General features: G+C 63.7%; 21 protein-coding genes. 10 read left to right on the top strand and 11 right to left on the bottom strand.

The window, feature by feature from the left end; translation table 11 throughout:
- The first annotated feature begins 32 nt into the window (after nt 1–32).
- Nucleotides 33–560, top strand: a complete 528-nt coding sequence (locus LOY33_RS25735; RefSeq protein WP_043861510.1) for a DUF3617 domain-containing protein — start codon at nt 33–35, stop codon at nt 558–560.
- Here LOY33_RS25735 and folE2 read toward each other — a convergent pair whose 3' ends face one another.
- Together folE2 and LOY33_RS25725 are read right to left on the bottom strand one after the other, a co-directional pair.
- The gene (gene folE2 / locus LOY33_RS25730) at nt 561–1,460 is read right to left on the bottom strand and encodes a GTP cyclohydrolase FolE2 (RefSeq protein WP_258660548.1); all 900 of its coding nucleotides are present in this window, start codon (nt 1,458–1,460) and stop codon (nt 561–563) included.
- Between the two features lie 75 nt (nt 1,461–1,535).
- Nucleotides 1,536–1,913, bottom strand: coding sequence for a glutamine synthetase (locus tag LOY33_RS25725; RefSeq protein WP_123753557.1), 378 nt, complete (start codon nt 1,911–1,913; stop codon nt 1,536–1,538).
- Between the two features lie 93 nt (nt 1,914–2,006).
- Here LOY33_RS25725 and zigA point away from each other — a divergent pair, with 93 nt between their 5' ends.
- From zigA to LOY33_RS25710, 3 genes are read left to right on the top strand one after another with little or no spacing between them, the layout of a single operon-like run.
- Complete coding sequence (zigA, locus tag LOY33_RS25720; RefSeq protein WP_054916447.1) at nt 2,007–3,215, top strand: zinc metallochaperone GTPase ZigA; 1,209 nt, start codon at nt 2,007–2,009, stop codon at nt 3,213–3,215.
- A complete protein-coding gene (locus LOY33_RS25715; protein WP_043861514.1) occupies nt 3,215–3,814 on the top strand; it encodes a DUF1826 domain-containing protein in 600 nt (199 codons plus the stop codon). The genes zigA and LOY33_RS25715 overlap by 1 nt, the downstream gene beginning before the upstream one ends.
- A 42-nt stretch (nt 3,815–3,856) precedes the next feature.
- The gene (locus LOY33_RS25710) at nt 3,857–4,819 is read left to right on the top strand and encodes a GTP-binding protein (RefSeq protein ID WP_258660544.1); all 963 of its coding nucleotides are present in this window, start codon (nt 3,857–3,859) and stop codon (nt 4,817–4,819) included.
- 54 nt (nt 4,820–4,873) lie between these two features.
- Here the strand turns inward: LOY33_RS25710 and LOY33_RS25705 are convergent, their stop codons facing one another.
- Nucleotides 4,874–5,266 (bottom strand): DUF3301 domain-containing protein, encoded by a 393-nt coding sequence (locus LOY33_RS25705; protein ID WP_043861515.1) that lies wholly within the window; start codon nt 5,264–5,266, stop codon nt 4,874–4,876.
- 117 nt (nt 5,267–5,383) lie between these two features.
- Between LOY33_RS25705 and pdxY the strand changes: the two genes are divergently transcribed.
- Nucleotides 5,384–6,256: a pyridoxal kinase PdxY gene (gene pdxY / locus LOY33_RS25700; RefSeq protein ID WP_258660541.1), complete on the top strand. Its 873-nt coding sequence runs from the start codon at nt 5,384–5,386 to the stop codon at nt 6,254–6,256.
- On the opposite strand, the gene LOY33_RS25695 is transcribed toward pdxY, so the two are convergent.
- Entirely contained in the window at nt 6,253–6,738 is a 486-nt protein-coding gene (locus LOY33_RS25695) for an acyl-CoA thioesterase (protein WP_043861517.1), read from the bottom strand. The two genes, pdxY and LOY33_RS25695, sit on opposite strands and share 4 nt — an antisense overlap.
- A gap of 323 nt (nt 6,739–7,061) precedes the next feature.
- On the opposite strand from LOY33_RS25695, the gene LOY33_RS25690 reads away from it, so the two are divergent.
- On the top strand, nt 7,062–8,822 hold the full coding sequence (locus LOY33_RS25690) for a cation:proton antiporter (RefSeq protein ID WP_054916449.1): 1,761 nt from the start codon (nt 7,062–7,064) through the stop codon (nt 8,820–8,822).
- Here LOY33_RS25690 and LOY33_RS25685 read toward each other — a convergent pair.
- The 4 genes from LOY33_RS25685 to uvrD form a co-directional block, all read right to left on the bottom strand.
- Nucleotides 8,819–9,631 (bottom strand): alpha/beta hydrolase, encoded by an 813-nt coding sequence (locus LOY33_RS25685; protein WP_258660533.1) that lies wholly within the window; start codon nt 9,629–9,631, stop codon nt 8,819–8,821. The two genes, LOY33_RS25690 and LOY33_RS25685, sit on opposite strands and share 4 nt — an antisense overlap.
- Nucleotides 9,632–9,788: 157 nt before the next feature.
- On the bottom strand, nt 9,789–10,196 hold the full coding sequence (locus LOY33_RS25680; protein WP_014720555.1) for an SMI1/KNR4 family protein: 408 nt from the start codon (nt 10,194–10,196) through the stop codon (nt 9,789–9,791).
- A gap of 111 nt (nt 10,197–10,307) precedes the next feature.
- On the bottom strand, nt 10,308–11,159 hold the full coding sequence (locus tag LOY33_RS25675; protein ID WP_043861520.1) for a Tim44 domain-containing protein: 852 nt from the start codon (nt 11,157–11,159) through the stop codon (nt 10,308–10,310).
- Between the two features lie 192 nt (nt 11,160–11,351).
- Nucleotides 11,352–13,535, bottom strand: coding sequence for a DNA helicase II (uvrD, locus tag LOY33_RS25670; protein ID WP_054916451.1), 2,184 nt, complete (start codon nt 13,533–13,535; stop codon nt 11,352–11,354).
- A gap of 235 nt (nt 13,536–13,770) precedes the next feature.
- Between uvrD and LOY33_RS25665 the strand changes: the two genes are divergently transcribed.
- On the top strand, nt 13,771–16,641 hold the full coding sequence (locus tag LOY33_RS25665; protein WP_043861522.1) for an EAL domain-containing protein: 2,871 nt from the start codon (nt 13,771–13,773) through the stop codon (nt 16,639–16,641).
- Between the two features lie 61 nt (nt 16,642–16,702).
- Here the strand turns inward: LOY33_RS25665 and LOY33_RS25660 are convergent, their stop codons facing one another.
- A complete protein-coding gene (locus LOY33_RS25660) occupies nt 16,703–17,020 on the bottom strand; it encodes a hypothetical protein (RefSeq protein ID WP_054916453.1) in 318 nt (105 codons plus the stop codon).
- A gap of 84 nt (nt 17,021–17,104) precedes the next feature.
- Nucleotides 17,105–18,547, bottom strand: coding sequence for a glucose-6-phosphate dehydrogenase (gene zwf, locus LOY33_RS25655; RefSeq protein ID WP_043861580.1), 1,443 nt, complete (start codon nt 18,545–18,547; stop codon nt 17,105–17,107).
- 104 nt (nt 18,548–18,651) lie between these two features.
- Here zwf and hexR point away from each other — a divergent pair, with 104 nt between their 5' ends.
- Both hexR and LOY33_RS25645 read left to right on the top strand, forming a co-directional pair.
- Nucleotides 18,652–19,518 (top strand): transcriptional regulator HexR, encoded by an 867-nt coding sequence (gene hexR, locus LOY33_RS25650; protein WP_043861524.1) that lies wholly within the window; start codon nt 18,652–18,654, stop codon nt 19,516–19,518.
- Nucleotides 19,519–19,680: 162 nt separating this feature from the next.
- Nucleotides 19,681–19,899, top strand: a complete 219-nt coding sequence (locus tag LOY33_RS25645) for a PA3496 family putative envelope integrity protein (RefSeq protein ID WP_078481432.1) — start codon at nt 19,681–19,683, stop codon at nt 19,897–19,899.
- On the opposite strand, the gene LOY33_RS25640 is transcribed toward LOY33_RS25645, so the two are convergent.
- A complete protein-coding gene (locus LOY33_RS25640; RefSeq protein WP_162484870.1) occupies nt 19,841–20,788 on the bottom strand; it encodes a LysR family transcriptional regulator in 948 nt (315 codons plus the stop codon). The two genes, LOY33_RS25645 and LOY33_RS25640, sit on opposite strands and share 59 nt — an antisense overlap.
- A gap of 205 nt (nt 20,789–20,993) precedes the next feature.
- Between LOY33_RS25640 and LOY33_RS25635 the strand changes: the two genes are divergently transcribed.
- Nucleotides 20,994–22,409: an acetyl-CoA carboxylase biotin carboxylase subunit gene (locus LOY33_RS25635; protein WP_043861526.1), complete on the top strand. Its 1,416-nt coding sequence runs from the start codon at nt 20,994–20,996 to the stop codon at nt 22,407–22,409.
- Nucleotides 22,410–22,419 lie beyond the last annotated feature (10 nt).

Below are 22,419 nucleotides of genomic sequence, written 5' to 3'. Positions count from 1 at the left end.
GGCTTGGGGCCGGATTCTGAAGGAGTCACTACATGAAAAGTCGTCTGCCGATGCTGGCACTGGTACTGGGCCTGGCGAGCCCGTTGGTGCATGCGCAGATGTTGCAACCGGGCCTGTGGGAGTTGACCAGCAGCAACATGCAGGTCGATGGCAAGCCACTGCCCGACATGGAATTCATGCTCGGCCAGTTGAAGAACCTGCCGCCCGAGCAGCGCGCGATGATCGAGGGTGGCCTGGCCAAGCAAGGCATCAGCGTCGGGGGCAAAGGGGTGCGTTCGTGCCTGACCCAGGAGCAGGTTCAGACCAACGACATTCCGCTGCAGGACCCGCAGTCGGGGTGCACGCAGAAGATCACCGAGCGCAACGGCAATGTGTGGAAGTTCACCTTCAGTTGCCCCAAGGCTCAAGGCAACGGTGAAGCGCAGTTTCTCAGCGATCGGGAATTTCTGACCAAGGTCAGCGGCACGTTCAATGCGTCCGGTGTTGAGCAAAAGGGCAGCATGAACACCCGTGCGGTGTGGCTGGGCAACGATTGCGGCACGGTCAAGCCGCGCACCTGATCAGCGCAGGTGCCACTGCCATTGGCTTTGCGCGACAGCGTCGTGGGCATGCAGGCTTTCGGCATGTTCCACACGCAGCTTGAAGCCGTCGATCCACGGCAGCGGTTGCAGGGCCAGATGCAGGCGCCTCGCGGCGTCTTCGCAGAACATCAGGTTCTGCCCGTTGGCCAGCGCAAACGCCTGTTCGTCGGCTCGTTTCACGGCTGTCTGCACAGCAGTGCCGAGAGCTGCCTCGGCCAGGTCGATCAGCTGTCGAAAGGGCATTTGCTCCTCGCCTGGGGCCAGGCGCAGGTGCAGATGGGCCGTGCTGCGTTGGCTGTGTGGTGTTGCCACGATGCCTTGGACGGTGCCGAGCCAATGCAGGATGGCAGCATGATCGAGGTTACTGCGGTTGGCGAAATCATCGACGAACTGCTGCTGAATCAACTGGCGGGCGAGCGCGGCGGAGCATGGGCAGGTGGAGGAATACTCGACTTGTGCGTTTAGTTCCACGTGGAACACTCCGTTTTCCAAACGCGCGTCCACACTCACCGGATAAGCCTTCCAGCCTGCCAGCGGGCTGACGAGCGCAGGCCGCTTGAGCAGCAATTCAAAGCCAAGACGCAGGTAAGCGGTGGTAGAGAGGCCCTGATGGCTGTCGATAAACCGTTCCAGGACCTGGCGCACCAACCCTACTGAAAACGCCGCGTGCTCGAATGCCTCCAGCGCGAGGTACAGGCGCGACATGTGAATCCCCCGCGAGGCTCCATCATCCAGGCTGACGCCGGCATCGGCGCTGGCGCGTACCTGCACGCCGTCGAGTGTGATCGGCAGTGCGATGCCGCACATGCCAACCCATTCCAGAGGCATGGATTGCTGGCTGGCTTGAGCGGCGATATCGGGAAGGGTCAGGGCGTTCATGCTGAAACCATCGCTGAATTAAAAACCGATACGTTACATTATAACGATTCATTCATCATAGCTTTTTCCGAGTCCTCACTCGCAGCCCCCAAGGCGATTGCAACGCAGGCTGAAGCGTTGGCCGCTGGAGCTGGACACCCGGTTCTGCGTGGTCCAACCCACCCGGCGGCTATAGCCGACCCAGGCTTCGCCGTCGCTGGCCAGGCCCGTGTAGAAGGTCAGCGGCCCATAGAGGCTGTTGGTTTGTACCCAGCGCCGCTGCCCCAGCACCTCAAGGCCGCGCACGTACTGGGTGTTGCCTTGGCTGTGCACGCTGTACACATTGCCATCGCGATCTTGGCAGGCCAGCAGGTTGGCGCTGCGCGTGCATTGGGCAGGCTCACTGCGCGTCATCTCGGCGTGAACCGTCGCGACGGGGATCAGCAGGAGCGAAAGCAGTACGAAGGTTTTCATCCAATCTCCGATTGGCTAAATTGCATTGTTATAATATAACATTGAAAAAGGCATCCTTCGAATGCTCCGACGCCCTGATGAGGTATTTGCGACATGACCGACCGTCTCCCCGTTACCGTGCTGTCCGGCTTTCTAGGTGCCGGCAAGAGCACCCTGCTCAACCATGTGCTGCGTAACCGCGACAACCTGCGGGTGGCGGTGATCGTCAACGACATGAGTGAAATCAATATCGACGCCAGCGAAGTGCAGCGCAACGTCAGCCTCAATCGTGCAGAAGAAAAACTGGTCGAGATGAGCAATGGCTGCATCTGCTGCACCCTGCGCGAAGATCTGCTCGAAGAGGTCGCGCGGCTTGCCCGCGAGGGGCGTTTCGATTACCTGTTGATCGAGTCCACCGGCATATCCGAGCCGCTACCGGTAGCCGAAACCTTTACCTTCCGTGATGAACAAGGCCGCAGCCTGGCCGACCAGGCGCGGCTGGACACCATGGTCACGGTGGTAGACGGGCTGAATTTCCTGGGTGACTACCAGGCCGCCGATAGCCTGGCTTCGCGCGGCGAGACCCTGGGCGAGGGCGATGAACGTTCCATCAGCGACCTGCTGATCGAGCAGGTCGAGTTCGCCGATGTGATCCTGTTGAGCAAGATCGACCTGATCGGCAGCGATGAGCGCGAAGAACTCTGCGCCATTCTGCGCTCGCTCAATGCCCACGCCCAGATCGTGCCGATGGTGATGGGGCAGGTGCCATTGGCGCAGATTCTCGATACCGGCCTGTTCGACTTCGAGCGTGCTGCCCAGGCGCCGGGCTGGCTGCAGGAACTGCGCGGTACGCATGTGCCGGAAACCCAGGAGTACGGCATTGCCGCCACCACCTGGCAGGCCCGCCGCCCCTTGCACCCACAGCGTTTTTTCGACTTTATCCACAGGCCCTGGAGCAACGGCCGCCTGTTGCGTTCCAAGGGCTTTTTCTGGCTGGCCAGCAAGCACCAGGAAGCCGGCAGCTGGTCCCAGGCCGGCGGCATGATGCGCCACGGCTTTGCCGGTCGCTGGTGGCGTTTCGTACCACGCGGGCAATGGCCCCAGGACCCGCAGGACACGGCGGCGATCCTCAAGCACTGGACGGCCGAATGCGGCGATTGCCGACAGGAGCTGGTGTTCATCGGGCAGCACATCGACTTTGCGCAACTGGATGCCGAGCTGGGCGCCTGCCTGCTGAGCGATGAAGAAATGGCATTGGGCGCCGAGGGCTGGCAACGCCTGCCCGACCCGTTTGGCGACTGGCACGACGAAGAGGCGGCCTGATGCTGGCCCTGAAACGCCGTGGCAGCGCCCGGCAAACAGTCGGCGAATCGCCCCAGGTGCTGACCGAGGTGCTGCAGGATGGCGTCAATCTGGCCGTGTGGCAGCGCCAGTTGCCGGTGCATGTGGCCGATTTTGCCCAGGTGCTGTTGTCCCTTGGGCAGCCGCTGGCCGAGTCCCTGACCCTGGAGTTGCAGCCAGATGACGACGCACCCGCCCTGCGCGGGTTGGCGGCAGCGTATGCCGATCTGCAGGGGTATGAGGGGTTCATCTGCGATGTGCGCTGGCTGGTGGGCGCCTACGCCTGCCTGCTCGACGCGCGTCGGGTGGGGCTGCGCCTGCGCGCACTGGAGGGCGCAATGTGCCCGCGTTTTCACGTCGACCACGTGCCGGCGCGGCTGATCTGTACCTATGCGGGCCCCGGCAGTGAATGGCTGACGGCGCCCGATGCGGTGCAGGTGGAGCAGTTGTCGACCGGTGATGTGGCCGTGCTCAAGGGCGAGAGGTGGCTGGGCAATGAGGGGCAGGGGCTGGTGCACCGTTCGCCGGCGGTACCTGCGGGGCAGCGCCGCCTTATGCTGACGCTTGACTGGATGGCCTGAGCGCGCAGCATAGTGCGTATCCTTCCTGACGAATCGATGCGCATGCTGCAGAACATACCCACCCACCTGATCGGCGGCCCCCTGGGCGCCGGCAAGACCAGCCTGATCCGGCACCTGCTGGCCCAGCGCCCGGCCCACGAGCGGTGGGCGGTGCTGATCAACGAGTTCGGCCAGATCGGCCTGGATGCCGCCTTGCTCGCCACCGACGATGATGGCGTGGCGATGGGCGAAGTGGCCGGCGGATGCCTGTGCTGCGTGAATGGCGCACCGTTCCAGGTGGGCCTGGGGCGCTTGTTGCGCAAGGCCCGACCTCATCGACTGTTCATCGAGCCTTCGGGCCTGGGTCATCCTGCCCAGTTGCTGGCCCAGCTGGGCGAGGCACCCTGGCAAGGCGTGCTGGCGGTTCAGCCGTCGGTGCTGGTACTGGACGCCCAGGCATTGGCGGCAGGCCAGGTATTACCCCAGCCGCAGGCGCAGGCACTGCACGGTGCGGGGCTGCTGGTGCTCAACAAATCTGAAGGCTTGGCGGCCGCCACGCGCCTGTGGATAAGCCAGGGGTTGCCTGATGTACCCCAGCTTTGGACGGACCATGGGCAGATTGCGCTGAACAGCCTGCCGGGCGTTGGTGTGCATCCGTTGCCGGTGGATAACTTCAAGTTGCCGGAGGCCAGGCCGTTGCCGACGCCGCTGTGGATAAACCCGCTGACGCCGATCTGTCTTTATCAACAGCTGGAGCAGGGCTGGAGCATTGGCTGGCGCTGGCACCCGAGCCAGCAGTTGCACCCGCAGCGTTTGCAGCAATGGCTTGCAGGCCTTGGGTGGCGCAGGGCCAAACTGGTTATCCACAGCCCGGAGGGTTGGCAGTCGGCCAATGCGCTGGAGGGGCAGGCGCTGCACTGGCAGGCCAGCGAGTGGCGGCGCGACTCGCGTATCGAGCTGATTTTTGCACAGCCGCAGGCAGTGGCGGCCTTGGAGCAGGGGATGCAGGAATGCCGGATTCCCTGAAGACAGGGCCGGCCTTTTTGCAGGCAAGGCTGGCCCCGGTAGACGAAGGGAACGTCACTGGCGCCAGCGATTGTGCTCCTGGCGCCACTGGTTCATCTCGATCACGTTGCCGCCCTGCACCGGCGGCTTGATCTCGAACGGGTAGGGTGCCAGTTCGATCTGCATCGTATGCGCGCCAAACTGCGTCACCGTACCGGGGTGACGATGTTCGCCCGTCACCGTGAATTCGAAGTTGTACACACGGGCCAGGCGCTTGCGCCCGTTGGCATCGCGCACAAAACCGATGCGCTTGAGCGCCACGTTGCCATCCAGCAGTTCCAGGTCGAGCTTGGCGCAATGCTGCTTGACCCGTTCCAGTGCCTTTTCGCGCAGGCCGTGGTTATGCCACAGCCAGGCGCCTGCGGTGGCCAGCAGCATCAGCACCAGAAGGTTTTCGAGGGTTAACATCTACGTTCGCTCCAACCAGATAGGCTCAGCTTAACTGCCACCCCGGTCTGTCGTACAGGTGGCATTTGGCGCCATACTGCGCGCCTTGTTTTTCATTCGATCGTTTGGAAGCCCTGCATGAAACGTACACCGCATCTGCTCGCCATCCAGTCACACGTGGTATTCGGCCACGCCGGCAACAGCGCCGCGGTGTTTCCGATGCAACGGGTCGGGGTCAATGTCTGGCCGCTGAACACCGTTCAGTTCTCCAACCATACTCAGTATGGCCAGTGGACCGGCGAAGTGCTTGCGCCAGAGCAAATTCCGGCGCTGGTGGACGGGATTGCGACGATCGGCGAGCTGGGCAACTGTGATGCGGTGCTTTCCGGCTACCTCGGCAGCGCCGCCCAGGGCCGTGCGATTCTTACTGGGGTGGCGCGGATCAAGGCGGTCAACCCGAACGCCCTGTACCTGTGCGACCCCGTCATGGGGCATCCGGAAAAAGGCTGCATCGTACCCGCCGAGGTCAGTGACTTCCTGCTCGAGGAAGCGGTTGCGGTGGCGGATGTGCTGTGCCCCAATCAGTTGGAGCTCGACAGCTTCTGCGGGCGTCGGGCCGAGTCGCTGGAGGACTGCGTGGCCATGGCGCGCAGCCTGCTCGCCCGCGGGCCCAAGGCTGTGCTGGTCAAGCACCTGGCATACCCGGGACGCAAGGCCGAAGACTTCGAGATGCTGCTGGTGACTGCCGAAGGCAGTTGGCACCTGCAACGACCGCTGCTGGCGTTTGCGCGGCAGCCGGTGGGGGTCGGCGACCTGACCTCCGGCCTGTTCCTGGCGCGGGTGCTGCTGGGTGACAGCTGGGTGGCGGCTTTCGAATTCACTGCCGCGGCCGTGCACGAGGTGCTGCTGGAAACCCAGGCTTGCACCAGCTACGAGCTGGAGCTGGTGCGTGCTCAGGACCGCATCATGCACCCGCGGGTGCGCTTCGAGGCGCGGCGACTGTCGCTCTAGAAGGCGTCGCCCTTGAGTTCCTGGTAGCGCTTTTCGAGTTCCTGGCGAATCAGGCGGCGCTGCTTGCCTTGCACGAAGCGGCGCTTTTCCTCGCTGGTCTCTGGCTGGCGTGGAGGCACGGCGACCGGCTTGCGATCGTCGTCCACCGCGACCATGGTGAAGAAGCAGCTGTTGCTGTGGCGCACCGAGCGCTCGCGGATATTTTCGGTGACGACCTTGATCCCGACCTCCATCGAGGTGTTGCCGGTGTAGTTCACCGACGCCAGGAAGGTCACCAGTTCGCCCACGTGTACCGGCTCGCGAAAGACCACCTGATCCACCGACAACGTCACCACATAACGGCCCGCGTAGCGGCTGGCGCAGGCATAGGCGACTTCATCGAGGTACTTGAGCAGGGTGCCGCCGTGTACGTTGCCAGAAAAGTTGGCCATGTCCGGGGTCATCAGGACGGTCATCGACAGCTGGGCGTTTCCAGGTTCCATAGTGTGCTCACGGTAAGGTTGCGCTGAGGCGGGGTGGCGAGTGGTTGTCACGCTTCTTTTCCCCAATTTCGAATCCCATGAAAACGGGACGCTGACAGCGCCGTTGCCGTCACGCCGTTCGTGCCATCTGTGGCGTGTTACCGGTCTATCTGTTTCTTGATATTACACTGCCTTTTCGTCGCAGGCGCCGGTGTTAACCTGACCAAGCCCATGCAATGTGGTGCCTGGCGTCATTTGACAGACTAATTCCCCCGCCGCTCCACGACAGGCATGTCATCGAGCGGCGGGCTTGTTCTTCGGTTCGAAGTAAGGAGCTCCACGCCGTGCATGCCATCAGCTTTATTCAGGATCTGGCGGTGATCATGCTGGTTGCCGGTGTGGTCACCATCCTGTTTCACCGTTTCAAGCAGCCGGTGGTACTCGGCTATATCGTCGCCGGCTTCATCATCGGCCCGCACACCCCGCCATTCGGCCTCATCCACGACGAAGACACGATCAAGACGCTGGCCGAACTCGGGGTGATCTTCCTGATGTTCTGCCTGGGGCTGGAGTTCAGCCTGCGCAAGCTGTTCAAGGTGGGGGCCACGGCGTTCATTGCGGCCTTCCTCGAAATCGTGCTGATGATCTGGATCGGCTTCGAGATCGGCCGCTGGTTCGGCTGGAACACCATGGACTCGCTGTTCCTGGGCGCAATCCTGGCAATTTCTTCCACCACCATCATCGTCAAGGCGCTCAACGACCTGAAGATGAAGAACGAGCGCTTCGCCCAGCTGATCTTCGGTGTGCTGATCGTCGAGGACATCCTCGGTATCGGCATCATTGCCCTGCTGTCGGGCATTGCGGTCAGCGGCGCGGTCAGTTCCGGCGAGGTGTTCTCCACCGTCGGCAAGCTCTCGCTGTTCATGATCGTGGCGCTGGTCATCGGCATACTGCTGGTACCGCGGGTACTGGCCTACGTGGCCAGGTTCGAAAGCAACGAGATGCTGCTGATTACCGTTCTGGGCCTGTGCTTCGGCTTCTGCCTGCTGGTGGTCAAGCTCGAATACAGCATGGTGCTGGGCGCGTTCCTGATCGGGGCGATCATGGCCGAATCGCGCCAGTTGCTGAAGATCGAGCAGTTGATCGAGCCGGTTCGCGACCTGTTCAGTGCCATCTTCTTCGTCGCCATCGGCCTGATGATCGACCTGAGCGTGCTCATCGAGTACATCTGGCCGATCGTGGTCATCACTGTGGCGGTGGTCCTGGGCAAGATGCTCTCGTGCGGCATGGGCGCCTTCATCGCCGGCAACGACGGTCGCACCTCGTTGCGGGTGGGCATGGGGCTTTCGCAGATCGGCGAATTCTCCTTCATCATTGCTGCGCTGGGCATGACCCTGCAGGTCACCAGCGACTTCCTTTACCCGGTGGCGGTGGCGGTGTCGGCCATTACCACCTTGCTCACGCCCTACCTGATTCGCGCCGCCGACCCGCTGTCGCTCAAGCTTGCCAGTGTGGTGCCCAAGCGCCTGTCGCGGGTGCTGTCGCTGTACGGCGAATGGCTGCGCAGCATCCAGCCGCAAGGCGAGGGCGCGATGGTGGCGGCGATGATCCGGCGCATCCTGCTGCAGGTGGGGGTCAACCTGGCGCTGGTGGTGGCGATCTTCTTCAGTGGAGGTTACTTCGCGGCACGCATCGGCGAGTACCTGAGCGAATGGTTGCCCGACCTGGCCCAGCAGAAAGCGCTGATCTGGGGCGCGGCGTTGCTGCTGTCATTGCCGTTCCTGATTGCCGCGTATCGCAAGCTCAAGGCGCTGTCGATGCTGCTGGCCGAAATGGGGGTCAAGCCGGAAATGGCCGGGCGCCATACCCAGCGCGTGCGCCGGGTGATCGCCGAGGTGATCCCGCTGCTGTCGCTGCTGGTGATCTTTCTGCTTCTGTCGGCGTTGTCGGCGAGCATCCTGCCCACCAGCGAGCTGCTGTTGCTGATCGCGGTGGTGGCGGCCGGTGTGGTGGCGTTGCTGTGGCGCTGGTTCATCCGGGTGCACACGCGCATGCAGATCGCACTGCTCGAAACCCTCGACAATCAGAAGGAACATCACCCCTAGGGTTTGCAGCGCAGCGGCTGGTCCCGCCATTGGGCCCAGGCCTGTGTCCAGCCTTCGGCGTGGCTCACACCGGGCAGCGCAACCTGCTGCATGCAGCGGGCACTGCCTAGTTCCACGCGGTAGTGCTCGAACAGCGAGGCCGGCACGCTGCGGTCCTGCAGCCCGAGAAGGTGGCGCTGCGGCAGGTCGCGCAGGCGCTGGCGATAGTCCAGCGGCTCCAGTGAGCCCGCCAGCGGCGTCAGTTGCAGGGTCTGTGCCCAGTACCGCGGGCTGAGGTTGCCGGCCAGGGTCTGTACCTGGGTAACGTCGCTTCGCCGGGCGGCCAGCAGCAAGGCCAGCGCACCCCCGCCGGAATAGCCGATCAGCTCGAAGTCCTGGTTGCCATAGCGTTGCTTGATGCCGCTCAGGGCTTGGTCCAGGCTATCGAGCACTGCCTTGCCAAAGCGCTGGTCGGTCCACATCGCTGCGCGGCAGCCAGGCGCACTGACGAACTGGCAAGGGCGCGCCAGGTACAGGCTGGGCTGTGGGTCTTCAAGGGCCAGTCGCGCCAGCAACAGGTTGCGCGGGCTGGGGTCAAGGCTGGGTTGGCTGGAGGTGGCCCAGGCGCGTCCGTCACCTTCCAGATAGACACGCAGGCGCAGGGCGCCTGGCGCCTTGAGCGGAACGCTCAGCGCCAGCGGGAAGGGCTGGGTAGGCTGGATCTCGACACGATGGCCATGGGCCTGGCTGAGGGTCTGCAACTGTGTCAGCGGCGCCTGGCAGCCGCTCGCCAGCAGCAGGGCGAGCAGTGTGAACAGTCTGGAGTACATCGACAGGGCCCCGGCATGTGAAGGTGCATTCCTGTGCGCGCGGGTCGTATATCCGAGGGGATGGAGCGGTAGCAACACCGCCGCGCACAGGAAGGCGCGGCGATTCTACGAAGATTGATAGCTCAGAGCCATCATTTTTGTCCGACAAACTGACGGATCAGCTTTCCAGCCACACGTCGCGCGCCCAGTGCCATACCGATTCCCAGGTTTCTTCGGTCACCAGCTCTTCTTCGGCCGACCACAGCACCACGGTGCCGTCTTCCTCGACGCAGTAGTAATCGTCACCATCCTGGCAGATCGGAATCAGCGAACGGTCCACGCCGGCATCCCAGGCATTGGCCGCCACGTCAGGCAGGTAGGTATGCGATTGCGGGTCGGTAACGGTCACCGGCTCCAGGCTGCCGTACACCACATCGCTGACGGTCAACAGGAACTCCCTGAAGACGAACGGGATATCGATGAACAGCTGTTCTTCAATCTCGACCAGCAGGTCTTCGTCGGGCAACTCAAGCGGTACGGGTACCGGTTCGTTGGCTTCACGCAGTTGCTCGATGATTTCTTCCACGGGTTCAATCCTCTTACCTTGACGACACGCTGCGCGTTATACCCTAGTAGGACGCTACGCTAAAAGCAAAACCCCGGGCAAGCCCGGGGTTTTTTGTGCAATGCCTCAAGATCAGCCGTTCTGGCGGATCCCTGCGACCAGCCAAGGCTGGTTTTCGCCCTGGGCACGTTCCATGTTCCAGCTTTCGCTGAACACTTCGCCCTGGTCGAAACGCGAGGTTTTCGACACACCGCTGAAGGTCAGGGTGGCGATGGTGCGGTCGGCACGGTCATCCACGCCTTCCAGCTGCACGTTCAGGTCGTCGATGTAGGTGGACTGGAAGCCTTCACCCAGCTCGGCACGTTCCTTTTTCAGGAACTGCAGCATCTGCGGGGTAACGAACTCGGCGATCTTGTCGATCTCGTTGGCGTCCCAGTGCTGCTGCAGGGTCTGGAAGTGGTTGCGTGCAGCGGCCAGGAAGCTCTCTTCATTGAACCAGGCTGGTGCGTTGATCACCGGGCGGGCCGCGGCAGGTGCAGCGGAACCACCGAAGATCGACGGCTGAGCCGGTTGCTCGTGAACTTCACGCTGGAACGGCGCGTGACCGGCAGCGGCCATCTGCGGCTGTTGCTTGCGGCGACGGGCGGCAATGAAACGGAAGATCAGGAAGGCGATGACCGCCATGATCAGGATGTCGAAGATCTGCATGCCCTGGAAGCCGTCGCCCATGAACATAGAGGCCAGCAGGCCACCGGCGGCGAGGCCGGCCAGAGGGCCGAGCCAGCGCGAAGCACCGCTGGCGGCTGCCGGTGGACGGCCTGCCGCATTTGGCGTGGCGGCCGGCGTGGCCGGAGCGGCCTGGCGCGTCTGGTGGGTCGGCGCGGCGCCCGAGCTCTTGCCGCCGCCGAAGCGCTTGGCGTTGGCGTCGAGGCTCAGCGTAAGGCCGATGCACAGCGCCAAGGCGATGCTAAGAAAACGTTGCATAGAAGGGTATTCCCGTTTTGTGGAGTGCACGCGCGCCATGGTGCACAGGTTGTAGGACACATGACTAGCGCCATAATGTTTCTATCTTTTGCTTAGCGCTGTGGGATGTTTATCAAGTGCGTGTAGGAATTGGCCGACACCTTCGCCGGCAAGGCCGGCTCCCACAGGGGACGGCCTTGCCGGCGGAGGGTGTTACAACGGCTCCAGCTTGGCGTAGCCAAGCATCAGCCACTTGCTGCCTTCGGCAAAGTTCACCTGCACCCGCGCCTGGGCACCGGCGCCCTCGAAATTGAGGATCACGCCCTCGCCAAACACCGCGTGCTGCACGCGCTGGCCGAGGTTGAAGGCGGTTTCGGGGATGTTCGCCGCACCGAACAGGCTGCTCGAATTCTGTTTCTGACCCGAGCCGAACGGCCGGCTGACGCTGTTGGACAAGCGCACTTCCTGCACCAGCCCCGCAGGGATCTCACGCACGAATCGCGACACCTTGTTATAGGTTTCGCTGCCGTACAGGCGGCGGGTCTCGGCGTAGGTCATCACCAGCTGCTGCATGGCGCGGGTAATGCCCACATAGGCCAGACGGCGTTCCTCTTCCAGGCGGCCGGGCTCTTCCAGGCTCATCTTGTGCGGGAACAGGCCCTCTTCCATGCCCACCAGGAACACGTGGGGGAACTCCAGGCCCTTGGCGCTGTGCAGGGTCATCAGCTGGATGCTGTCTTCGTGTTCCTCGGCCTGGGCATCGCCGGCCTCGAGGGAGGCGTGGCCCAGGAACGCAGCCAGCGGCGACAGCTCGGCGTCTTCCTCGGCGCTTTCGAAGTTGCGCGCGGCGCTGACCAGTTCTTCAAGGTTTTCTACCCGTGCCTGGCCCTTTTCACCCTTTTCTTCCTGGTGATAGATGATCAGCCCGGACTGCTCGATCACGGTCTGGGTCATCAGGTGCAACGGCATGTCCATGACCTTGGCCGAGAGGTTCTCGATCAGCTCGATGAACGCGGCCAGGGCGCTGGCGGCACGGCCCTTGAGGCCCTTGTTGGCGATCAGCAGGCTCATCGACTCCCACATCGATACCTGGGCGTGACGGGCGTGTTCGCGAATTGCCTCCACGGTCTTCTCGCCGATGCCGCGCGGCGGCACGTTGATCACCCGCTCCAGCGCCGCGTCATTGCCACGCCCTTCAAGCAGGCGCAGGTAGGCCATGGCGTTCTTGATCTCGGCGCGCTCGAAGAAGCGCTGACCACCATAGATGCGGTACGGGATGCGCTCGCGCAGCAGGGCTTCCTCGAGCACCCGCGACTGGGCGTTGGAGCGGTACAGGATGGCGATGTCGCTGCGCGCCATGCCGGTCTTGAGCGCGCTCTCGATGGTCTCGACCACATAGCGCGCTTCGTCGTGTTCGTTGAAGGCGGCGTACAGGCTCAGCGGTTCGCCGTCGCCGCCGTCGGTCCACAGCTCCTTGCCCAGGCGATCACTGTTGTTGGCGATCAGGGCGTTGGCCGCCTTGAGGATGCCGGCGGTGGAGCGGTAGTTCTGCTCCAGGCGGATCATCTGGGTGTCGGGGAAGTCGGCACTGTACTGGTGGATGTTCTCGATCTTGGCGCCGCGCCAGCCATAGATGGACTGGTCGTCGTCGCCCACCACCATCAGGCTGTCACCGCCCTGGGCCAGCAGGCGCAACCAGGCGTACTGCACGGCGTTGGTGTCCTGGAACTCGTCCACCAGCAGGTGGCGGAAGCGCCGCTGGTAGTGCTGCAGCAGGCCCGGGTTGTCGCGCCACAGGTCCAGCGCGCGCAGCAGCAGTTCGGAGAAGTCGATCACGCCGGCGCGCTGGCAGGCTGCCTCGTAGGCCTCGTAGATGCTGCGCATGGTGCCCAGGAACAGGTCGCCGCTGGCCTGGATGTGCTGCGGGCGCAGCCCTTCGTCCTTCTGCCCGTTGATGAACCACTGCGCCTGGCGTACCGGCCAGCGCTGTTCGTCCAGGCCCAGCTCGCGGATCACCCGCTTGACCAGGCGTTGCTGGTCGTCGCTGTCGAGGATCTGGAAGTTCTGGTTCAGCCCCGCTTCCTGCCAGTGGGCACGCAACAGGCGGTGCGCCAGGCCGTGGAAGGTACCCACCCACATGCCGGCCGGGTTGATGCCCATCAACTGCTCGATGCGCTGGCGCATCTCGGCGGCGGCCTTGTTGGTGAAGGTCACCGACAGCACCGAATGGGGTGAGGCCTGCTCGACCTGGATCAACCAGGCGATACGGTGCACCAGCACTCGGGTCTTACCGGAGCCGGCACCGGCCAGAACCAACTGGCGACCAAGCGGGGCCGCTACGGCCTGGCGTTGGGCGTCGTTGAGGGAGTTCAACAGGAGGGAGAGGTCATCGCGCATCCGGCCATTTTAGGGGCGCAAGCGAGCCGGGGGCAAACCCATGGTGGAAAAAGATCGCCCAAGGCGCCGCCCGCTCATCGGTCGCGCCCCTTGGCCCGCGTGCTTGAGGGCTCGGCACTGAAACCAGGTTCCATAATTGCCACGCACAATTTATGACCCAGAGCAGTTTGGCCCAGGCGCCTGCTTGTGTATGCTCCGTGCTCGTTCGAGGCTCACCATTACAAGAACATTGCCTATGACCTTCGCATCTGCCTCCGTCAGCGTGCCGCTGGAAGCGCGCCGCGGTATTCGCAAACAGTTCGCCACGCAACTGGCCGTCGAGCGTACCCGTCTGTTGTACCAGGGCTCGTTGCTGCCCACCCTGTTCATGCTGCTCAACGGCCTGGTGTGTGCCTGGCTGCTGTGGAGCCCGCAGCGCTACCTGCTGGTCAGTGTGTGGATCGTCTGGTTGATGGCGCTGGTAGCGCTGCGGGTCATTCAGGTGGCGGCCTTCGACGCGGCGATGCCCGATCGACAGGTGCAACCGACCTGGTGGCGCATGTTCCTGCTCGGTTCGGCCTTCAGCGGCCTGACCCTGGCCAGCGCGGCGATTGCCCTGGTGCCTGTGGATAACTTCGTGCAACAAGCCTGGGTCTTCGGCTTGCTGGGGGCCGCGACCCTGTCGGCGAGTGTGGCCTACGCGGTCAGCCTGCCGGCGTTCCTGAGTTTCACCTTGCCCTGCCTGCTGCCGCCGATCGCGTTCCTGTTCTGGCGCGGTGACGAGCAGCAGCAAGGCTGGGGCTGGCTGGGGCTGATCCTGCTCGGCGCGTTGATGGTGGTGGCCTGGCAGGTCAATCGGCTGATCGAGGGGGGCCTGTTGCGCCGCTTTCAGAACCAGGCGCTGATCGAGCACCTGCAGGCCGCGCAGGCGCGCAGCGAGCGGCTCAACAAGGCCCTGGCGACCGAGGTCGAGCAGCGTCGGCTGATCGAGGAGCAACTGCGTCAGGCCCAGGCCGGGCTGGAATCGAGGGTGGCGCAGCGCAGCCAGGAGCTGGACCGCGCCAACCAGGCCCTGAGCAAGAGCGAGCAGCGCCTGGCCCTGGCGCTGGAAGCCAGTGAGCTGGGGCTGTGGGACTGGAATCTGGAAACCGACGAGGTGCATCACACCCAATTGCACGAGCTGTTCGGCCTGAACCCGGAGCAGGTGCGGGCGGTGCAGGCGCACCTCAAGCCGCGCCTGCACCCGGATGACGTGCCGGCGCTCAAGCGCGCCCTGGTCGACCACCTCAAGGGGCGCACCGACGATTACCGTATCGAGTACCGCTTCCGCCACGCCCAGGGCCACTGGTGCTGGATCGAGGACCGCGGCCGCGCGGTGGAGCGCGATGCCGCCGGGCGGGTGGTGCGCATGCTCGGCACCCGGCGCGACGTGAGCGCGCGCAAGGCCCAGCAGGAACAGCAACGCCTGGCCGCAACCGTATTCGAAGCGGCCAGCGAAGGCATCGCGATCATGGGGCCGGACTATGCCGTACTGGCCGCCAACCAGGCGTTCTGCCACATGACCGGCTACGTGCGCGAAGAACTGCTGGGGCGCAATGCGCTGGAGCTGCCATGCAGCCGCGACGCGCGCCGGCACTACGGTGCCATCGACCAGGCCCTGGCGCAGCAGGGGCGCTGGGAAGGCGAGCTGGTTGAGGCGCGCAAGAGCGGGGAACTCTACCCGCAGTGGCTGCAACTGACCGGCGTGACGGATGCGCGTGGCCAGGTCGGCACCATCGTGGGTTTCTTCACCGACCTGTCGGCACGCCGCGAGTCCGAAGAGCGCCTGCGGTACCTGGCGCACTACGACGAACTGACCGGCCTGGCCAACCGCGCGTTGTTCCGCCTGCGTCTGCATGAAGCCGGCCAGCGCCTGCGTGGCAGCGGTCGCAGCCTGGCGCTGCTGCACATCGACCTGGACCGCTTCAAGCTGCTCAACGACAGCCTGGGCCACGAACTGGCCGACCGGCTGCTCAAGACCATGGCCCAGCGCATCGGCAACGCAGTGCCCGAGGCCGATACCGTGGCGCGTCTGTCCGGTGACGAGTTCGTGGTGCTGTTCGACGGCTATTCACACCTGTCCAGCCTGGTGCGGGTAGCGACGCGCCTGCTGGACAAGCTACGCGTGCCGCTGCGTGTCGACGGGCACGAGCTGGTGATCAGCGCTTCAGTGGGGGTCAGTCTGCTGCCCGATGCCAGCCTGGATGTCAGCACCCTGGTGAGCCAGGCCAACATGGCCATGCAGCACGCCAAGCACCTCGGCGGTGACGGGTTCCAGTTCTACACCGAGAGCCTGCAGGCCAGCACTCTGGAGCGCCTGCAACTGGAGAACCAGCTGCGCAAGGCCATCGAAGAACGCCAGCTGGAGGTCTATTACCAGCCCAAACTGTGCCTGGCCAGCGGCCGCCTGCAGGCTGCCGAGGCCCTGGTGCGCTGGCATCACCCGCAGGTGGGCATGGTGCCACCGGGCGACTTCATCGGCCTGGCCGAAGAGACCGGGCTGATCGCGCCGATGGGCGAGTTCGTGTTGCGCCAGGCGTGCTGGCAGGCCTGTGAATGGCAACGGCAGGGGCTGGCGCCGATTCGCGTGTCGGTGAACCTGTCGGTGTATCAGTTGCGCCAGGGCAAGCTGGTCAGCCTGGTGCGTCAGGTGCTGGAAGACAGCGGCCTGGCACCGCACCTGCTGGAGCTGGAGCTGACCGAAAGCCAGTTGCTCGACAGTGTGGAGCACATCATCGCGACCTTTCATCAGTTGCATGAACTGGGGGTCAAGCTGGCCATCGACGATTTCGGCACCGGCTATTCGTCGCTCAGCTACCTCAAGCGTTTTCCGGTGAATTACGTGAAGATCGACCAGACCTTCATCCGTGGCCTGCACGAAGGCAGCGAGGACGCCGCAATCACCCGTGCGATCATTGTCATGGCCCACAGCCTGGGCCTGCAGGTGGTGGCCGAAGGGGTGGAAACCCAGGAGCAGCTGGCGTTTCTGCGCGAGCAGGGCTGCGATGAGGTGCAGGGCTACCTGATCAGCCGGCCGGTGGAGGCCGACAGCCTGGCCGCCTTGCTGCGTGAAGATCGGCGCTGGTAGCCCCACGGCCAGGGCCCCGATCAACGGGGCCCTGGCGTTGTAACAAGTCGAAGCCTGCCGGTCAGTGAGTGACCAGGATCTCCTCCAGGCTCACCAGCAGTTTGCCGTCGTGGAAAATATCCACTTTCGGGATGTTGCTGTGGTCGCCGTCCATTTCGAAACAGACCGCACGTTCGGTGATCACCTGGGCAGCCAGGGCGTCCACGTTCTCCAGCTTCAGTTCCAGCGCCAGGGCGTGCGATTTGTCCTGGATGGCGCGTTTCACCAGCACCGGCACGATGGCCGAGGTGGCGACTTCCACGGTGCCATACACTCGAAACCTGGCGTTGCCCGGCATCTTGTCGTTCTGCGCGATCCAGCCTTTTGCTTTCAGGGACATTCCTTTGTACTCCATTCGATGGTGGGTGGGATGTTGCGTGCCCACTATCGAACAGCGCGGCTGCACCCGGCAGCCGGAAAGCTTTCAACCGTGCCAGGCGCGTCCCTGGTGAGCCAGCAGGCTATGGGCCTGGTCCGGGCCATTGGAGCCGGCCGGGTAAGGGCGCGGGGCCTGGAAGTGCTCCTGCCAGCCAGTCAGGATCGGGTCGATCCAGGCCCATGCGGCCTCCACTTCGTCGCGGCGCATGAACAGGGTCGAGTCGCCGTCCAGAACATCCAGCAGCAGGCGTTCGTAGGCGTCCCAGCGTCGTGCCTGGCCGAACACCTGGGCCAGGTTCAGGTTCAGTTCCACCGGCTCCAGGCGCATGCCCTTGCCCGGTGCCTTGGTCATCATCTGCAGGCTGATGCGCTCGTCGGGCTGCAGCTGGATCAGCAACTGGTTGGCCTGGTCGCCGTCGAACAGGCGATGGGGCACCGGCTTGAACTGGATGACGATCTGCGAGGAGCGCTTGGCCATGCGCTTGCCGGTACGCAGGTAGAAGGGCACGCCGGCCCAGCGCCAGTTGTTGATGTGGGCTTCGACGGCGACGAAGGTTTCGGTATCGCTGTCGTTGTCCACGTCCTTCTCGAAGTAGTAGGCCGGAACCTCCTGCCCGCCGATCTTGCCGGCGCTGTACTGGCCGCGCACGGTCTTGTCCTGCACGTCCTGCCCGGTGATGGGTTTGAGGGCCTTGAGGATCTTGACCTTTTCATCGCGCACCGCCTCGGCCTCGAACTGCGCAGGTGGCTCCATGGCTACCAGGCAGAGCAGTTGCAGCAGGTGGTTCTGCAGCATGTCGCGGGTGGCGCCGGCACGGTCGTAGTAGCCGCCGCGGTTTTCCACGCCGAGGGTTTCGCACACGCTGATCTGCACGTGGTCCACCTGGTTGGTGCGCCACACCGGTTCCAGCAGCGCGTTGGCAAAGCGCAATGCCATGAGGTTCTGCACCGTCTCCTTGCCCAGGTAGTGGTCGATGCGAAACACCTGGGATTCGGCGAATACCGCGCCGATGGCGCTGTTGATCGTGGTGGCGGACTCCAGCGAGTGGCCGATGGGTTTTTCCAGCACGATACGCGCTTCGCTGTCGACCAGCCCGGCCACCTGCAGGTGGGTGGCGATGGGCACGAACAGGTTGGGTGCGGTGGCCAGGTAGTACACCCGCGTCAGCCCGCCGGGCTCGCCCAGAAAGCGGGCGAGGCGGCCGAAATCGGCGCTCTGCATGGCGTCCATGGAGAAGTAGTCCAGGCGCGTGGAAAAGCGGTGCCACACCTCGTCGCTGAAGTCCTGGGGCGCGATCTGGGCGCGGCAGCGGCGTTCGACCAGCTTGAGAAATTCAATCCGTGGCAAGGGCCGGCGGGCCAGGGCGATGATCCGCACGGCGTTGTGCAGACGGCCTTCGCGAAACAGGTGGTAGAGCGCTGGAAGCAGTTTGTTCAGGGCCAGGTCGCCGGTGCCGCCGAACACCAGAATGTCGCACGGGATAGTCAATGCCACCACTCTCCAAGATCGTTTAGCTGGGCGGGTCGCCGGTCATGTAGTATAACTACAAGAAAGCTACAACCCGGTCAGCCGATCATAACCGAGTCCTGCCCTTGAATCTGTTGCAACACATCGCCCAGTCGCGCCATCTGCTACGCAAATCGGAACTGAAGGTTGCCGATCACGTATTGCTCGATCCAGCGGCTGTCATGCATAGCTCCATGGCTGATCTGGCGCACAGCGTCGGGATCAGCGAGCCGACCATTGTGCGTTTCTGCCGGGCGATCGGTTGCACCGGTTTCCAGGACCTCAAGCTCAAGCTGGCGCAAAGCCTGGCGGCGGGTGCGAGCTTCGGTCAGTTCGCGATTCATGAAGACGATTCGGTAGCCGACTACAGCCTGAAGATCTTCGACACCACCCTGCACACCCTGATGGAAGTGCGCGAGCACCTCGATGCCCAGGCATTGCAGCGCGCCGTGACGGCCATGGCCCAGGCGCAGCGCGTGGAATTCTACGGGTTTGGTGCATCGGGTGCGGTGGCTGCCGATGCCCAGCACAAGTTCTTCCGCCTGTTGCTGACGGCAGCGGCGTATTCCGACCCGCACATGCAGGCGATGTCGGCGGTCACCCTCAAGCCGGGTGATGTAGCGATCTGCATTTCCCAGTCAGGGCGTTCCAAGGACCTGCTGATCACTGCCAACCTGGTGCGTGAAAGCGGCGCGACGCTGATCACCCTGTGCCCGAGCCAGACCCCGCTGGCCGAACTGTCCACGGTCAACCTGGCCATCGACGTGCATGAAGACACCGAAATCTACACCCCGCTGACCTCGCGTATCGCCCACCTGGTGGTGATCGACGTGCTGGCCATGGGCGTTGCCATGGCGCGCGGGCCGAGCCTGGTCAACCACCTCAAGAGCGTCAAGCGCAGCTTGCGCAGCCTGCGCCTGTCGCCCAAGTCGATCAAGGCGATGGACGACTGATCGTCTTGCACCGTCCGCACTGACGCCTTCGCTGGCTTGCCGGCGAAGGGCAGCACCGCATGCCACGCCTGATTGTTCATGCTTTTGTAACCCTCCCGCCGCCAAACCGTAACCCCGCCCGGGCACGCTAAAACTCCCCGCAATCGACCAGGGAGACACGCAATGGCTCGTGAATTCGATGGCTCGCACCAACCTACTGCCAAGTCCCGCAAGCAGCAGGAAAAGGATCAGCGCCGCATGGAGTTTCGCCGCGCGATCGAAAGCTATTCCGAGCAGCGCCAATTGCTGCAGGACATCGCCGACTACCCCGAACTGCACGCTGTCAGCGTATGGCAGGTGTCAGCGGCAACGTCCCCGAGAAACGCTCAACAAGCGCGCTGATCTGCGCACGTTCGCTGCGGATGAACGCAACAAAGGCCAGGGCCACCGGCGACTGCCGCTTGGCCTTGGCCTGCACCACGCACCAGCTGCGGTACAACGGCAGCTCCTCTACCGGCAGCTCGCGCAGCACCCCGGTGGCCAGTTCCATGTTCAGTGCGTGCCGGGTCAAAAGGGCGATGCCAAGGCCTGCGATCACGCATTCGCGTTGGGCGTCGGCCGATGCCACTTCCAGGGTCTGGGTGAAGTGCACGCGCTTTTCCTTGAAGTACTCCTCGCACGCCTTGCGCGTGCCCGAACCCTGTTCGCGCACCAGCAGCGTATGCGGCTCCAGGTCCTGCAGGCGCAGGCTGTCGAGCGTGCACAGCGGGTGATCGGGCGGGGCCACGGCCACGATCGGGTTGTTCAGGAAGGGCAAAAACTCCAGGCCCATGTCCTGCGGCACCATCGACATGATGATCAGGTCGTCGCGGTTGTCCGACAGGCGCCGGATGGCCTGGGCGCGGTTGACCACGGTGAGGGTCAGGTTGACCTCCGGGTGCAGGCGCTTGAAGGCGGCGAACAGGTGCGGCACGAAGTACTTGGCGCTCGATTCCACCGCCAGCTTGAGCTGGCCCTGCAGCGAGCCCTGCATGTCCGACAGCTGCATGTCGAGGCTCTCCAGGCGTCCGAAGATGTCCCGGCTGGCGCGCTGCAGCGCCTCGGCGGCCTCGGTGAGGTAGAGCTTCTTGCCGACGTATTCGAACAGCGGCTGGCCCACCAGTTCTTCGAGCTGGCGGATCTGTAGACTAACGGCGGGTTGCGTCAGCGACATCTCCTCGGCGGCCCGGCTGTAGGAACGCAAATCACACACTTCATTGAAGATCTGCAATTGACGCAATGTCATACGCATCAATGACTTACGCATATTTCCCGTCGCCTCGGCAAAACCCTGTTACGGCACTATAAGCAATTGCTAATGCTGCCCCTAACAAATATTGATTTTTGTTTATTCACGTTCGGCGCTAGGGTGATTATACGACTGGCCAGCGACGTCTGGTCACGCGCCGACCGGTACTGCCGGTTCGTTTGTTACCAACGGCTTTGGGAAGACTCCAGTGATAAAAAAAATCCTGATCGCCAACCGGGGTGAAATCGCAGTACGCATCGTGCGTGCCTGCGCCGAGATGGGCATTCGCTCGGTGGCGATCTATTCCGACGCCGACCGTCACGCCCTGCACGTAAAGCGTGCGGACGAGGCCCATAGCATCGGTGCCGAACCCCTGGCCGGTTATCTCAACCCGCGCAAGCTGGTGAACTTGGCAGTGGAAACCGGCTGCGATGCGTTGCACCCGGGCTATGGTTTTCTGTCGGAGAACGCGGAGCTGGCGGACATCTGCGCCGAACGCGGGATCAAGTTCATCGGCCCGGCCGCCGAAGTCATTCGCCGCATGGGCGACAAGACCGAGGCGCGGCGCAGCATGATCAAGGCCGGCGTACCGGTCACCCCGGGCACCGAAGGCAACGTGGCCGACATCCACGAAGCCCTGGAAGAGGGCGACCGCATCGGTTACCCGGTAATGCTCAAGGCCACTTCCGGCGGCGGCGGGCGCGGCATTCGTCGCTGCAACAGCCGCGAAGAACTCGAGCAGGCGTTTCCGCGGGTGATTTCCGAAGCCACCAAGGCATTCGGTTCGGCCGAGGTGTTCCTGGAAAAATGCATCGTCAACCCCAAGCACATCGAGGCGCAGATCCTGGGTGACAGCTTCGGCAACGTGGTGCACCTGTTCGAGCGCGACTGCTCGATCCAGCGCCGCAACCAGAAGCTCATCGAGATCGCCCCCAGCCCGCAGCTGACCCCCGAACAGCGCGCCTACATCGGCGACCTGTCGGTGCGCGCGGCCAAGGCCGTGGGCTACGAGAATGCCGGTACCGTGGAGTTCCTGCTCGCCGATGGCGAGGTGTACTTCATGGAAATGAACACCCGGGTGCAGGTGGAGCACACCATCACCGAGGAAATCACCGGTATCGACATCGTTCGCGAACAGATCCGCATCGCCTCGGGCCTGCCGCTGTCGGTCAAGCAGGAAGACATCCAGCACCGCGGCTTCGCGCTGCAGTTCCGGATCAATGCAGAAGACCCGAAAAACAACTTTCTGCCCAGCTTCGGCAAGATCACCCGCTACTACGCCCCCGGCGGCCCGGGCGTACGCACCGACACGGCGATCTACACCGGCTACACCATCCCGCCGTTCTACGACTCGATGTGCCTGAAGCTGGTGGTCTGGGCGCTGACCTGGGAAGAAGCCATGGACCGCGGCCTGCGGGCCCTGGACGACATGCGCCTGCAGGGGGTCAAGACCACCGCCGCGTACTACCAGGAAATCCTGCGCAACCCGGAATTCCGTAGCGGCCAGTTCAACACCAGCTTCGTTGAAAGCCACCCCGAACTGACCAACTACTCGATCAAGCGCAAACCCGAAGAGCTGGCCCTGGCCATCGCCGCCGCCATCGCCGCCCACGCAGGCCTGTGAGGAACCCTAC

The sequence above is a fragment of the Pseudomonas sp. B21-036 genome, assembly GCF_024748925.1.
GTDB classification, from domain to species: Bacteria; Pseudomonadota; Gammaproteobacteria; order Pseudomonadales; family Pseudomonadaceae; genus Aquipseudomonas; species Aquipseudomonas palmensis.
Note: the sequence above shows the minus strand (reverse complement) of the source record. Positions and strands in the feature narration are given on the sequence as shown.

Coding starts and splice junctions, on each gene's coding strand:
- LOY33_RS25710 (WP_258660544.1), top strand. CDS start 3,857: ATGCTGCAGAACATACCCACCCACCTGATCGGCGGCCCCCTGGGCGCC.
- pdxY (WP_258660541.1), top strand. CDS start 5,384: ATGAAACGTACACCGCATCTGCTCGCCATCCAGTCACACGTGGTATTC.
- LOY33_RS25645 (WP_078481432.1), top strand. CDS start 19,681: ATGGCTCGTGAATTCGATGGCTCGCACCAACCTACTGCCAAGTCCCGC.
- LOY33_RS25675 (WP_043861520.1), bottom strand. CDS start 11,159: ATGCAACGTTTTCTTAGCATCGCCTTGGCGCTGTGCATCGGCCTTACG.
- folE2 (WP_258660548.1), bottom strand. CDS start 1,460: ATGAACGCCCTGACCCTTCCCGATATCGCCGCTCAAGCCAGCCAGCAA.
- LOY33_RS25660 (WP_054916453.1), bottom strand. CDS start 17,020: ATGTCCCTGAAAGCAAAAGGCTGGATCGCGCAGAACGACAAGATGCCG.
- LOY33_RS25715 (WP_043861514.1), top strand. CDS start 3,215: ATGCTGGCCCTGAAACGCCGTGGCAGCGCCCGGCAAACAGTCGGCGAA.
- LOY33_RS25640 (WP_162484870.1), bottom strand. CDS start 20,788: ATGCGTATGACATTGCGTCAATTGCAGATCTTCAATGAAGTGTGTGAT.
- LOY33_RS25705 (WP_043861515.1), bottom strand. CDS start 5,266: ATGTTAACCCTCGAAAACCTTCTGGTGCTGATGCTGCTGGCCACCGCA.
- uvrD (WP_054916451.1), bottom strand. CDS start 13,535: ATGCGCGATGACCTCTCCCTCCTGTTGAACTCCCTCAACGACGCCCAA.
- LOY33_RS25665 (WP_043861522.1), top strand. CDS start 13,771: ATGACCTTCGCATCTGCCTCCGTCAGCGTGCCGCTGGAAGCGCGCCGC.
- LOY33_RS25685 (WP_258660533.1), bottom strand. CDS start 9,631: ATGTACTCCAGACTGTTCACACTGCTCGCCCTGCTGCTGGCGAGCGGC.
- LOY33_RS25725 (WP_123753557.1), bottom strand. CDS start 1,913: ATGAAAACCTTCGTACTGCTTTCGCTCCTGCTGATCCCCGTCGCGACG.
- LOY33_RS25735 (WP_043861510.1), top strand. CDS start 33: ATGAAAAGTCGTCTGCCGATGCTGGCACTGGTACTGGGCCTGGCGAGC.
- zigA (WP_054916447.1), top strand. CDS start 2,007: ATGACCGACCGTCTCCCCGTTACCGTGCTGTCCGGCTTTCTAGGTGCC.
- LOY33_RS25695 (WP_043861517.1), bottom strand. CDS start 6,738: ATGGAACCTGGAAACGCCCAGCTGTCGATGACCGTCCTGATGACCCCG.